The sequence below is a fragment of the Mycobacterium sp. IS-2888 genome (assembly GCF_001954215.1).
Classification (GTDB): domain Bacteria; phylum Actinomycetota; class Actinomycetes; order Mycobacteriales; family Mycobacteriaceae; genus Mycobacterium.
This window is the reverse complement of sequence record NZ_MBET01000066.1, coordinates 235001-246286: the sequence shown is the minus strand read 5'-3', so window position 1 is coordinate 246286 and position 11286 is coordinate 235001. Positions and strand designations below refer to the sequence as shown.

At 68.3% G+C, this 11286-nt stretch carries 12 protein-coding genes and 1 pseudogene; 10 read left to right on the top strand and 3 right to left on the bottom strand.

Going from position 1 to position 11286, the window contains the following annotated elements:
- Positions 1-291: 291 nt before the first annotated feature.
- The 3 genes from A5745_RS12740 to A5745_RS12730 all read left to right on the top strand — a co-directional run bounded on the left by A5745_RS12740 (position 292) and on the right by A5745_RS12730 (position 2074).
- On the top strand, positions 292-1386 hold the full coding sequence (locus A5745_RS12740) for a PPE family protein (RefSeq protein WP_076116242.1): 1095 nt from the start codon (positions 292-294) through the stop codon (positions 1384-1386).
- 76 nt (positions 1387-1462) lie between these two features.
- Positions 1463-1759 (top strand): WXG100 family type VII secretion target, encoded by a 297-nt coding sequence (locus A5745_RS12735; protein WP_076116240.1) that lies wholly within the window; start codon positions 1463-1465, stop codon positions 1757-1759.
- A 30-nt stretch (positions 1760-1789) separates the two neighbouring features.
- Positions 1790-2074 (top strand): WXG100 family type VII secretion target, encoded by a 285-nt coding sequence (locus A5745_RS12730; RefSeq protein ID WP_076064078.1) that lies wholly within the window; start codon positions 1790-1792, stop codon positions 2072-2074.
- Here the strand turns inward: A5745_RS12730 and A5745_RS12725 are convergent.
- The 3 genes from A5745_RS12725 to A5745_RS12715 are packed head-to-tail and all read right to left on the bottom strand — an operon-like array spanning position 2071 to position 5245.
- The gene (locus A5745_RS12725; protein WP_076116238.1) at positions 2071-3087 is read right to left on the bottom strand and encodes a zinc-binding dehydrogenase; all 1017 of its coding nucleotides are present in this window, start codon (positions 3085-3087) and stop codon (positions 2071-2073) included. The two genes, A5745_RS12730 and A5745_RS12725, sit on opposite strands and share 4 nt — an antisense overlap.
- Positions 3087-4280 (bottom strand): LLM class flavin-dependent oxidoreductase, encoded by a 1194-nt coding sequence (locus tag A5745_RS12720; protein WP_076116237.1) that lies wholly within the window; start codon positions 4278-4280, stop codon positions 3087-3089. Before A5745_RS12720 ends, A5745_RS12725 begins: the two co-directional genes overlap by 1 nt.
- Positions 4277-5245 (bottom strand): alpha/beta fold hydrolase, encoded by a 969-nt coding sequence (locus A5745_RS12715; RefSeq protein ID WP_139329572.1) that lies wholly within the window; start codon positions 5243-5245, stop codon positions 4277-4279. Before A5745_RS12715 ends, A5745_RS12720 begins: the two co-directional genes overlap by 4 nt.
- Positions 5246-5337: 92 nt before the next feature.
- On the opposite strand from A5745_RS12715, the gene A5745_RS12710 reads away from it, so the two are divergent.
- The 7 genes and pseudogenes from A5745_RS12710 (at position 5338) to A5745_RS12680 (ending at position 11207) form a co-directional block, all read left to right on the top strand.
- Positions 5338-5754 (top strand): VOC family protein, encoded by a 417-nt coding sequence (locus A5745_RS12710; protein ID WP_076116235.1) that lies wholly within the window; start codon positions 5338-5340, stop codon positions 5752-5754.
- Positions 5755-6010: 256 nt separating this feature from the next.
- Entirely contained in the window at positions 6011-8350 is a 2340-nt protein-coding gene (gene ftsH, locus A5745_RS12705) for an ATP-dependent zinc metalloprotease FtsH (protein ID WP_076116234.1), read from the top strand.
- Between the two features lie 15 nt (positions 8351-8365).
- On the top strand, positions 8366-8986 hold the full coding sequence (gene folE, locus A5745_RS12700) for a GTP cyclohydrolase I FolE (RefSeq protein ID WP_076064087.1): 621 nt from the start codon (positions 8366-8368) through the stop codon (positions 8984-8986).
- Positions 8983-9823: pseudogene (gene folP, locus A5745_RS12695) on the top strand (dihydropteroate synthase); the annotation flags it as partial. The gene folE and the pseudogene folP, both read left to right, overlap by 4 nt.
- Before the next feature lie 24 nt (positions 9824-9847).
- Positions 9848-10198: a dihydroneopterin aldolase gene (gene folB / locus A5745_RS12690; protein ID WP_371336931.1), complete on the top strand. Its 351-nt coding sequence runs from the start codon at positions 9848-9850 to the stop codon at positions 10196-10198.
- Complete coding sequence (gene folK / locus A5745_RS12685; RefSeq protein ID WP_076116233.1) at positions 10195-10731, top strand: 2-amino-4-hydroxy-6-hydroxymethyldihydropteridine diphosphokinase; 537 nt, start codon at positions 10195-10197, stop codon at positions 10729-10731. Before folB ends, folK begins: the two co-directional genes overlap by 4 nt.
- Entirely contained in the window at positions 10731-11207 is a 477-nt protein-coding gene (locus A5745_RS12680; RefSeq protein ID WP_076064092.1) for a DUF3180 domain-containing protein, read from the top strand. The genes folK and A5745_RS12680 overlap by 1 nt, the downstream gene beginning before the upstream one ends.
- The last annotated feature ends 79 nt before the right edge of the window (positions 11208-11286 follow it).

Here is an 11286-nt window from a genome sequence, read left to right as displayed (position 1 = left end):
GGGTGCCAGGCGCGTTACTTGGCCGGCAACTTGTATGCGGGTGTTTTGTAGACGGACGCGGCGCCTGCCAACGCGGGGTCCGCGCCCCCCGTCACCACCGACGCCGCCTCTGCCGCGCCCGAGGCGAGGGATCCGCTGCCTGCGTACAAGGAGCCTGCCGCGCCCGCGCACACGGATCCGCTGCCTGCGTACAAGGAGCCTGCCGCGCCCGTCTACAAAACACCCGCATACAAGTTGCCGGCCAAGTAACGCGCCTGGCACCCAACAACAATCGAAGAAAGGTATATACCAATGGATTTCGGTGCGTTACCTCCGGAAGTCAACTCTGCGCTGATGTACGCGGGCCCGGGATCGGGGCCGATGCTGGCCGCCGCCGCGGCCTGGGAGGGTCTGGCCGCCGAGCTGCGCATGGCCGCTACGGGCTACGGGTCGACGGTCTTGGAACTGGCCGACGCGGGGTGGCAGGGTCCGTCTGCGGCATCGATGGCCGCCGCCGCCGCGCCCTACCTGGCCTGGATGCAGAGCACCGCGGCGCAGGCCGAGCAGGCGGGGATGCAAGCGGCCGCGGCCGCGGCCGCGCACGAGGCGGCTTTTGCGGCCACCGTGCCCCCGCCGATGATCGCCGCCAACCGGGCCCTGCTGATGACCCTGATCGCGACCAATTTCCTGGGCATCAATACCGCCGCGATCGCGGCAACCGAGGCGCACTACGGCGAGATGTGGGCCCAGGACGCGGCCGCGATGTACGCCTATGCGGGTGCCTCGGCGGCGGCGGCGATGCTCACACCGATGGCGCCGGCCCCGGCCACGACCAATCCGGCCGGGGCGGCCGCCGGCGCCGTCCAGGGGATGACCACCCAAGCGGCCAACAACGCCTTGACGTCGGCGTCGACGCTGGCCGGCCCCTTCGAATCCGGCGTCGGCAGTTTCGGCGACGTGCTCGGCGGGCTCCTCGGGCAGGGCACCGGCACGGGTACCTCGGGGCTGAGCGGGATGGAACAGCCCGCGGCTCTGGGTCTCGGCATGGCGGCGCGGGAACCATTGGTCGGCCCTCGGCCAGTGATGCCCGCCATGGAACGGTTGTCTCCCGCGCTGGCTCCCAGCCGCGTTCCGGAGATGCCGGCACGGTTGATGCCGTCGGCCGCCCTGGGCCAGGCCACTTCGGTCGGCGGCCTGTCGGTCCCACCGGGATGGACCCCTGCGGGACAGGCGGTCTCGGCCGCGGCCGCACCGGATGTCGCGCCGACGGCCGGCGCCCCGGCGGGAGCGCCGATGATGGCCCGCGGCATCCCCGCGAGCACCGTCGGAGGCATGGAGATTCGCGGATCCGGCGCCGTCGAGCCGCCGCGCGTAGTCGTCCTACCGCGCACCAGTCTCGTCGGTTAACAGAAAGGGGGACAAGCGCTTTCGTCTTATCACCGACCGCTCACCACACACGACAACTCATTTAAGGAGACCATCAATGACCACACGATTCATGACCAATCCGCAACTGATGCGGGACATGGCGGGCCGCTTCGAGGTGCACGCGCAAACCGTGGAGGACGAGGCCCGCAAGATGTGGGCGTCGTCGCAAAACATCTCCGGCGCGGGCTGGAGTGGGACCGCGCAGGCGACCTCGCTGGACACCATGGGCCAGATGAATCAGGCGTTCCGAAACATCGTGAACATGCTGCACGGAGTCAGCGACGGACTGGTTCGCGATGCCGGCAACTACGAGCAGCAAGAGCAGGCCTCCCAGCAGATCCTGGGCAGCTAACCACCGAACGAAGAACAGGAGACTTTAACGATGACGATCAACTATCAATTCGGCGACGTCGACGCCCACGGCGCCCTCATCCGCGCGCAGGCGGCATCGCTGGAAGCGGAGCACCAGGCCATCGTTCGCGATGTGCTTGCCGCCGGCGACTTTTGGGGCGGTGCCGGCTCGATGGCCTGCCAGCAGTTCATCACCGACTTGGGCCGCAATTTCCAGGTGATCTACGAGCAGGCCAACGCCCACGGGCAAAAGGTCCAGTCCGCGGGCAGCAACATGGCCAACACCGACAGCGCGGTGGGATCCAGCTGGGCCTAGGGAGTCACGAGAATCTTGCAGTGCCGCTCGGGGTCGGCGAGGTCATCAAAGGCCGCGCCGACCCCGTCCAGGCCTACCTCGCCGGTGATCAGCGGCGTGACGTCGATGTCGCCCTCGGCGAGCGCGCGCAGCGAATCGGCGAATTCATCCGGGCTGTAGGCGAGGACGAACTGGACGTTGATCTCCTTTGCGATCGCGAAGAAAGGATGCACGGTGTCGGGTTCCATGCACACCCCGGCGACCACCAACCGGGTGCCCGGACGCGCCCGCAACAGCACGTCGTCGATGATTCCCGGCACCCCGACCGCCTCGAACACCACCGCGGGTTTGACGCTGTCGAAGGGCGAGCCCTGGGCCGCGTCCAGCGTCCGATGCGCGCCCATCGCGGTGGCCAGCTCCCGGCGTTTCGGTGAAAAATCCGATGCCACAATGGTTTCCACGCCACGGGCGCGAAGCGACGCGATGATCGCGATGCCGATCGGGCCGCAACCGAGCACCAGGGTGGTCTCCCCCGGCGCGATGTTCGACTTGTTGACCGCGTGCAGGCCCACCGCCATGGGTTCGGTCAGCGCGGCGTGCTTGAAATCGAGGCCGTTGGGGATGGGCATCAGCAGCGGCGCCGACAGCAGCATCCGTTCGGCGTAGCCGCCGACCGTCGTGTTGCTGTAGACGATGGGCTCGACGCCCTTGCTGGACAGCAACACGGGTAGCGAGGTGACCAGCGTTCCCGGGGGATGCGATTCCGTGTCCGGTCCGGCTTCGAGTACCTCGGCGCTGAACTCGTGGCCCATGAAGATATCGCGACTCAGGTCCAGGCTCATGCCGCCCGCGGCATCGCCGCCCATCCGGTCGGTCAGCGCCGTCACCTCGGAGCCGTGGGCCGCGAAATGTAGGTCAGAGCCGCAGATTCCGCACGATCGGACCGCGACCAGCACCTGGCCGGATTCGGGAACCGGGTCGGGGACGTCGTCGCGGTAGACCATCCGGCCGTCCCGCAGTACCGAGGCGCGCATCAGCTCTTCTCGCTTTCCAACTTGTGTTCGTCGACATGCTCGGTAATCGCCTTCACCACGGCCTCACCGGCGCGGCCGATCAACTGGTCGCGGCGGCCCTTCGCCCAGTCGTGCGACGACCGCGAGGCCTGCAGCTGTCCCTTGAAATAGGGAATCACCTTGCGGGCCATCAGGTCATAACAGTGGTACGTCGCTTCTGGCGAGGCCCAGTCATGTCCGAGCATGAGCAGGGTCCCGAAGCCACCCGAGCGTTCGAGCAGATCTTCGATGTGCGCGATCGCGTCGTCGGGGGTGCCGATGCAGCAATTGCCTTTGGCCGCATAGTCTTCGACGAATTCATGAGGTGTCTGCGCGCCGTCGACGGTGTTGGCCAGGGGAACGAACCCGGCGGCGCCGAAATAGTTGGCGAAGTCCTGCAGCCCGTAGGTGCAGTCGTCGATCGCCTGGTCGCGGCTGTCGGCGATGTGCATGATGCTCAGCACTCGCCAATCGGCTCGATCGGGCTCGTCGCGGCCGACTTTGCCGGCCTGTTCACGGACCACGTCCCAGGTGTTTTCCAGGGCGGCGTAGCCGCCGGGCACCGACATCGACAGCGACAGCAGCGACGTGCCCAGGGCGCCCGCCAGTCGCGGCCCGGACGGCGAAATCATTGCGGCCGTGGCGATTTCCGGATAGGGCCAGGTGTAGGGGCGGACATGAAGCTGGGCGTCGCGCAGCGTGAACCAGTCGGAGTGGCGGTCGATTCGCTCGTCGGGCGCGGCGCGAAACAGGGCGAGTATCGCCTCGAGGGACTCCTGCATCATCCGGCGTTGCTCGATCGGGTCGATCCCCATCATGTAGGCGTCCGACGGCAGCGCGCCAGGGCCCGTGCCGAACATGACTCGGCCGCGGGTCAGGTGGTCCAGCAGCACCCAGCGATCGGCCACCATGAGCGGATGGTGGTACGGCAGCGAGACCACACCGGTTCCCAGCCGGATGTGCCTCGTCCGCTCCGCAGCGGCCGCGATGAACACCTCCGGGCACGCGATCAGCTCGTAACCGCCGGAGTGGTGTTCGCCGAACCACGCTTCGTCGAAGCCCAAACGGTCGAGCGCGACGACACGCTCCATGTCGTATTCCAATGCCACCGTTGGGGATTGGCCGATCGGATGAAACGGTGTGATAAAGACGCCGAAGCGCAGGGGGGCGTTCATCGCAGCTCCAATCCGTTGAGAAAGTCCAGCAGTGCCGCATTGACCTCGTCGGGTCGCTCTTGTTGCAGCCAGTGTCCCGCGCCCTCGAGCATCACCTGACGGTACGGCCCGGAAACCACCTGCGAAGCGCGGTCGGCGCGGGTGAAGGACAGCACCGGATCGGCCGACCCACCGATGAACAGACACGGCACCGAGATTTTCGCGCCGTCGAGTTCGGGGGTGGTCTCCCAGTTGCGGTCGAAGTTGCGATACCAGTTCAGCCCGCCGGTGAATCCGGTGCGGGAGAACTCATCGACGTAGTGGTCGAGCTCGTCTTGGCTTATCCAGTCCGGCAGCCCGTCGGGCTCGGGCAGGCGATCGAGGAAGCCTTGCGGACCGGGGGTAGCCATCCGCACCAGGGCGTCCTGGCCGCCGTCTGCCCGCAGGCCGCCCATCATGCGTCGAATCACCCTGCCGGGGTCGGCGTTGAGTTCGGCGTCGGCGACGCCCGGTTCCTGGAAATACAGGATGTAGAAGAAGTTTTCGCCGAATAGCTTGCGCCACGCTTTGGTCGGCGCCACGTGCGAGCGGGGCAGCGGCGGGACGCTCAATCCCACTACCGCCGACACCCGGTCGGGGTGCAGCAGCGGCGCATGCCACGCCACGGGGGCGCCCCAGTCGTGACCGACCCAGACGGCGCGCTCGGCGCCGACGTCATCGAGCAGCCCGACGATGTCGGCGGTCAACTCGCGAATGTTGTAGGCCGCGATCGCATCCGGGGCCGACGACCCGCCGTAACCGCGCTGATCGGGCGCCAGCACGTGGTAGCCCGCCTCGGCGAGGGCCGGAATCTGGTGTCGCCACGAGTAGGCCAGCTCGGGAAAGCCGTGCGCCAGGACCACCGTGGGCGCGCCGCGGTCGCCGGCTTCGACCACCCGCAACTGCACACCATTGGTGTCTACTAACCGTTCGGTTGATAAGGGCATCGTCTCACCAAATCACAACGCCGGTGGGCTGAGAAGGCCTGACATCGTGGTAGATATCGCGACAAGACATCCCAACGAAAGGTGACTTTCGCATGAAGCGGCTGGACCACGTCGTCTTGTGGTCGAAGGATGCGCGCGCATCGATGGACTTCTACACCCGGGTGGTTGGGCTGGCGCCCGTGCGGTTCGCCGAGTTCGAGGCGGGTGACGCGCCGTTCCCGAGCGTGCGGGTCAGCGAGGACTCGATCATCGACCTGTCGCCGATCGACAGCGCTGGCGCCACCGAAGCCCTCACGAAGGTCGAGGGCAGCGCGGGCCATCCGATCAATCACGTCTGCCTGGCGCTGTCGAAGGCCGAATACGACGCGCTCGACCGCCGTTTGCAGGCCGAGGGCGTGGACACTAGCGCCCGGCTGAACCGCACCTACGGGGCCCGAGGTTGGGCGCCGCACGGCTACTACTTCCGCGACCCCGACGGCAATGTCATCGAGGCCCGCTATTACGAGTAGGCGCTCCGCCGAACGTGCGGCCAGCCGCACACTGGGCAACGAGCGTGCGGCCAGCCGCACGCTGGGCCCCCATCGGCTGCCCATCGGGAACAGCCAGTCGTTGTCTGAGCGGGATGGTGGCGACCCGTCCCCCGCAAGCGGGCGGTACCCCCAGCGCCCCGGCTCCACCGGCGCTGGCGATCGCCACAGGCGGTAGCCTGGACTTTTCCAGCTGCGTGTGGATAGGGAAGGACTTGGCCGCAACGGCCGATGATTGATGAACCGGAAAAACGTGATTCGCACCGTGACGGCGATCGCCGTCGTGGTGCTGCTCGGCTGGTCGTTCTTCTATTTCAGCGACGACACCCGCGGGTACAAGCCCGTCGACACCTCGGTGGCGATGGCACAGATCAACGGCGACAACGTCAAGAGCGCGCAAATCGATGACCGTGAGCAGCAATTGCGGTTGACCCTGAAGAAGGGCACCAACGACACCGAGAATTCGGACAAGGTCATTACCAAGTACCCCAGCGGGTACGCCGTCGACCTGTTCAACGCGCTGAACGCCAAGAACGCGAAGGTCGCCACCGTCGTCAACGAAGGCAGCATCCTGGGCGAGCTGCTCGTCTACGTGCTGCCGCTGCTGTTGCTGGTGGGCCTGTTCGTGATGTTCTCGCGCATGCAGGGCGGCGCCCGGATGGGCTTCGGTTTCGGCAAATCGCGCGCCAAGCAGCTCTCGAAAGACATGCCCAAAACCACCTTCGCTGACGTCGCCGGCGTCGACGAGGCGGTCGAGGAGCTCTACGAGATCAAGGACTTCCTGCAGAACCCCAGCAGGTATCAGGCGCTGGGCGCCAAGATCCCCAAGGGCGTGCTGCTGTACGGGCCGCCGGGAACCGGCAAGACGCTGCTGGCCCGCGCCGTCGCCGGTGAGGCCGGGGTGCCGTTCTTCACCATCTCCGGCTCAGACTTCGTCGAGATGTTCGTCGGTGTCGGCGCTTCGCGGGTGCGCGACCTCTTCGAGCAGGCCAAGCAGAACAGCCCGTGCATCATCTTCGTCGACGAGATCGACGCGGTGGGCCGCCAGCGTGGTGCCGGTCTCGGCGGCGGCCACGACGAGCGCGAGCAGACACTGAACCAGTTGCTGGTCGAGATGGACGGTTTCGGCGACCGCGCCGGCGTCATCCTGATCGCGGCCACCAACCGGCCCGACATCCTCGACCCCGCCTTATTGCGGCCCGGCCGCTTCGACCGGCAGATCCCGGTGACCAACCCCGACCTGGCCGGCCGCCGCGCCGTCCTGCGGGTGCATTCCAAGGGCAAGCCGATCGCCCCGGACGCCGACCTGGACGGGCTCGCGAAGCGCACCGTCGGCATGACCGGTGCCGACCTGGCCAACGTGATCAACGAGGCGGCGCTGCTGACCGCGCGCGAGAACGGCACCGTCATCACCGGCCCCGCGCTGGAAGAGGCGGTGGACCGCGTCATCGGCGGGCCGCGCCGCAAGGGCCGGATCATCAGCGAGCAGGAGAAGAAGATCACGGCCTACCACGAGGGCGGACACACGCTGGCGGCCTGGGCTATGCCCGACATCGACCCGGTCTACAAGGTGACGATTCTGGCCCGCGGGCGCACCGGTGGCCACGCGGTGGCGGTGCCGGAAGAAGACAAGGGCCTGCGGACCCGCTCGGAGATGATCGCGCAGTTGGTGTTCGCGATGGGCGGGCGCGCCGCCGAGGAATTGGTGTTCCGTGAGCCGACGACCGGCGCGGTGTCGGACATCGAGCAGGCCACCAAGGTCGCCCGCGCGATGGTCACCGAATTCGGCATGAGTTCCAAGCTCGGTGCGGTCAAGTACGGCACCGAACACGGCGACCCCTTCCTGGGCCGCACCATGGGCACGCAGGCCGACTACTCACACGAGGTCGCCCGCGACATCGACGACGAGGTGCGCAAGCTGATCGAGGCGGCGCACACCGAAGCGTGGGAGATCCTTACCGAATACCGCGACATCCTCGACACCCTGGCCGGCGAGCTGCTGGAAAAGGAAACCCTGCACCGGGCCGAGCTCGAGGGGATCTTCGCCGGCGTCGAAAAGCGGCCCCGGCTCACGATGTTCGACGATTTCGGCGGCCGGATCCCGTCGGACAAGCCGCCGATCAAGACGCCGGGCGAGCTGGCCATCGAGCGCGGCGAGCCCTGGCCCCCGCCGGTCGCCGAGCCGGCCTTCAAGGCGGCCATCGCGGCGGCGAGCCAGGCGGCCGAGGCCGCCCGCGCCGAGGCGGACCGAAATACCCACGGCCCCAACGGTTCTCATGGTCAAGGCGAACGCCAGGGTGCGGGCCACGGCCCCACCCGGCCCGACTACGGCGCCCCGGCCGGCTGGCATGCGCCGGGCTGGCCGCCGCAGCAGCCGCAGGGCCATTGGTATCCGCCCGCGCCGCCCCAGCAGCCCTACTGGCCGCAGCCGGCACCGAGCTACCCGGGCCAGGGGCACCAGTCTTATCCGCCCTATCCGCCATATCCGCCGCCTGGTCAGCCGACCCCGGATGCGCAGAAATCCCCTGACCAGCCGGATGAGGATGTGAGCCGGTCCAACCCGCCGGCGCACGGCTGACGAACGGAGGATTCGATGGCTTTGCCGGATCTGGGGCCGGGTTCCCGTCGCGCGACATCACGCGTACGGAAGTTCGACCAGCCACGAGCCGAGGCCGCCATCCGCGAGTTGCTGCTGGCCATCGGTGAAGACCCGGAGCGGGACGGCTTGCAAGAGACCCCGTCACGCGTCGCCCGTGCCTACCGGGAGATGTTCGCCGGGCTCTACACCGACCCCGACAGCGTGCTGAACACGATGTTCGACGAAGAGCACGACGAGCTGGTGATCGTCAAGGAAATCCCGATGTACTCCACCTGCGAGCACCACCTGGTGTCGTTTCACGGTGTCGCACACGTCGGCTACATCCCCGGCAAGGACGGCCGGGTGACGGGCCTGTCGAAGATCGCGCGCATGGTCGACCTCTACGCCAAGCGGCCCCAGGTGCAGGAGCGGCTCACCAGCCAGATCGCCGATGCCTTGGTCCGGCAACTCGATCCGTCCGGGGTGATCGTCGTCGTCGAGGCCGAGCACCTGTGCATGGCGATGCGCGGTGTCCGCAAGCCCGGCGCCGTCACCACGACGTCGGCGGTGCGCGGTCTGTTCAAAACCAATGCCGCTTCTCGAGCGGAAGCGCTCGACCTCATCCTGCGTAAGTGAGCCCGGCGCCTGTGCAGGTCATGGGGGTTCTGAACGTCACTGACGATTCATTCTCCGATGGCGGGCGCTACCTGGATGCGGACAGTGCCGTCGCGCACGGGCTGGCAATGGTCAGCGAAGGCGCGGGAATCATCGACGTCGGCGGGGAGTCGACCAGGCCCGGCGCCGCCCGCATCGATTCTCGGGTCGAAGCCTCGCGCGTGGTTCCCGTCGTCAAAGAGCTTGCGGCACAGGGCATTACCGTGAGCATCGACACCATGCACGCCGACGTCGCGCGGGCGGCGCTGCAGAGCGGCGCGCGGATCGTCAACGACGTGTCCGGCGGGCGGGGCGATCCGGCGATGGCGCCGCTGGTGGCCGAGGCCGGCGTGACCTGGGTGCTGATGCACTGGCGCTCGGTGTCCTCCGAACGGCCGCACGAGGCTCCGCATTACGACGACGTGGTCGCCGAGGTGCGCTCCGAACTGCTCGCCGGCGTTGACGCCGCGGTCGCCGCGGGCGTGGATCCGGCAAAGCTGGTGATCGACCCCGGGCTGGGATTCGCCAAGACGGGACAACACAATTGGGCGCTGTTGCACGCCCTGCCGCAGTTGGTCGCCACGGGTGTGCCGGTGCTCCTGGGCGCCTCGCGCAAGCGGTTCCTCGGCACGCTGCTGGCCGCACCCGACGGGTCGCCGCGACCGCCCGACGGGCGCGAGACGGCGACCGCCGTGATTTCCGCACTGGCCGCCCTGCACGGGGCCTGGGGTGTGCGGGTGCACGACGTGCGGGCGTCGGTCGACGCGCTCAAAGTCGTCGGGGCGTGGACGCATGGCTGATCGAATAGAGTTGCGCGGCTTGGCGGTTCGCGGCCGGCATGGAGTGTTGGAACACGAGCGCGCCAACGGCCAGGAGTTCGTCGTCGATATCACGGTGTGGATCGACCTGGCCGACGCGGCGACGAGCGACGAGCTGGCCGACACCTACGACTACGCCGCGCTGGCCAAGCTCGCCGCCGACGTCGTCGCCGGGCCGCCGCGCAACCTCATCGAAACCGTCGGCGGTGAGATCGCCGGGAAGGTGATGGACGACGAACGCGTGCACGCCGTCGAGGTGGTGGTGCACAAGCCGCAGGCGCCGATACCGCAGCGGTTCGACGACGTCGCGGTGGTGGTCCGGCGGTCGCGGCGCGGCGGCCGCGGCTCGGTGGTCCCGGCGGGCGGAGCGCTATGACACGGGTGGTCCTGTCCATCGGCTCCAATCTCGGTGACCGGCTGGCACGGTTGCAGTCGGTTGTCGACGGGCTCGGCGATGCGGTGCTCGCGGTCTCCCCGGTGTACGAGACGGACCCCTGGGGTGGCGTGGAACAGGCGCCCTTCCTCAACGCGGTGGTGATAGCCGACGACCCCGACTGCGACGGGCAGGGCTGGCTGCGGCGGGCCCAGGACTTCGAGCGCGCGGCGGGCCGGGTTCGCGGCGAACGCTGGGGACCGCGCACTCTCGACGTCGACCTGATCGCCTGTTACGACGACACCGAGCTGATCGCCCGCGAGCCCAACCTGACGCTGCCCCATCCGCTGGCGCACCTGCGCGCTTTCGTGATGGTCCCGTGGCTGGCCGTCGACCCGGCCGCTCAGCTCACCGTCGCCGGGGGGCCGCGCCCGGTCGCCCGCCTGCTGGCCGAGCTGGAGCCTGCCGACCGCGAGGGCGTCCGGTTGTCCGGGCTGACGCTCGCGTCCTCCGTCAACCGGGAGCCGCGGCGCTGATGGGCCCGACCAGGAAACGTGACCTGACGGCCGCGGTGGTGGGAGCTGCGGTGGTGGGCTATCTCCTGGTCATCCAGCTCTACCGGTGGTTCCCGCCCATCACGATCTGGACCGGGCTGTCGTTGCTCGCGGTCGCCATCGGCGAGGCGCTGTGGGCGCGCCACGTGCGGGGCAAGATCAACGAGGGCGAAATCGGCGACGGGCCGGGATGGCTGCATCCGCTTGCCGTCGCGCGCAGCGTGATGGTCGCCAAGGCTTCGGCGTGGGTCGGTGCGCTCGTCCTGGGTTGGTGGGTCGGGGTGCTGGTGTACTTTCTGCCGCGGCGGTCATGGCTGCGGGTCGCCGCCGAGGACACCACCGGCACGGTGGTGGCGGCGGTCAGCGCTCTGGCGCTCGTGGTTGCCGCGCTGTGGCTGCAGCATTGTTGTAAATCCCCGCAGGATCCGACCGAGCACGGCGAGGGCGCGGAAGGCTAAGCCCCGCCGGGGTCGCCGGACGGCCAGCGGCACGCCGGACCGGTGCGACACGCGGATTGACCTCGCACAGGTACTCTTC

What these genes read in the sequence shown, in the direction of transcription:
- A5745_RS12740 (WP_076116242.1), top strand. Translation starts at nt 292, where the DNA reads ATGGATTTCGGTGCGTTACCTCCGGAAGTCAACTCTGCGCTGATGTAC.
- A5745_RS12735 (WP_076116240.1), top strand. Translation starts at nt 1,463, where the DNA reads ATGACCACACGATTCATGACCAATCCGCAACTGATGCGGGACATGGCG.
- A5745_RS12730 (WP_076064078.1), top strand. Translation starts at nt 1,790, where the DNA reads ATGACGATCAACTATCAATTCGGCGACGTCGACGCCCACGGCGCCCTC.
- A5745_RS12725 (WP_076116238.1), bottom strand. Translation starts at nt 3,087, where the DNA reads ATGCGCGCCTCGGTACTGCGGGACGGCCGGATGGTCTACCGCGACGAC.
- A5745_RS12720 (WP_076116237.1), bottom strand. Translation starts at nt 4,280, where the DNA reads ATGAACGCCCCCCTGCGCTTCGGCGTCTTTATCACACCGTTTCATCCG.
- A5745_RS12715 (WP_139329572.1), bottom strand. Translation starts at nt 5,245, where the DNA reads ATGCCCTTATCAACCGAACGGTTAGTAGACACCAATGGTGTGCAGTTG.
- A5745_RS12710 (WP_076116235.1), top strand. Translation starts at nt 5,338, where the DNA reads ATGAAGCGGCTGGACCACGTCGTCTTGTGGTCGAAGGATGCGCGCGCA.
- ftsH (WP_076116234.1), top strand. Translation starts at nt 6,011, where the DNA reads ATGAACCGGAAAAACGTGATTCGCACCGTGACGGCGATCGCCGTCGTG.
- folE (WP_076064087.1), top strand. Translation starts at nt 8,366, where the DNA reads ATGGCTTTGCCGGATCTGGGGCCGGGTTCCCGTCGCGCGACATCACGC.
- folK (WP_076116233.1), top strand. Translation starts at nt 10,195, where the DNA reads ATGACACGGGTGGTCCTGTCCATCGGCTCCAATCTCGGTGACCGGCTG.
- A5745_RS12680 (WP_076064092.1), top strand. Translation starts at nt 10,731, where the DNA reads ATGGGCCCGACCAGGAAACGTGACCTGACGGCCGCGGTGGTGGGAGCT.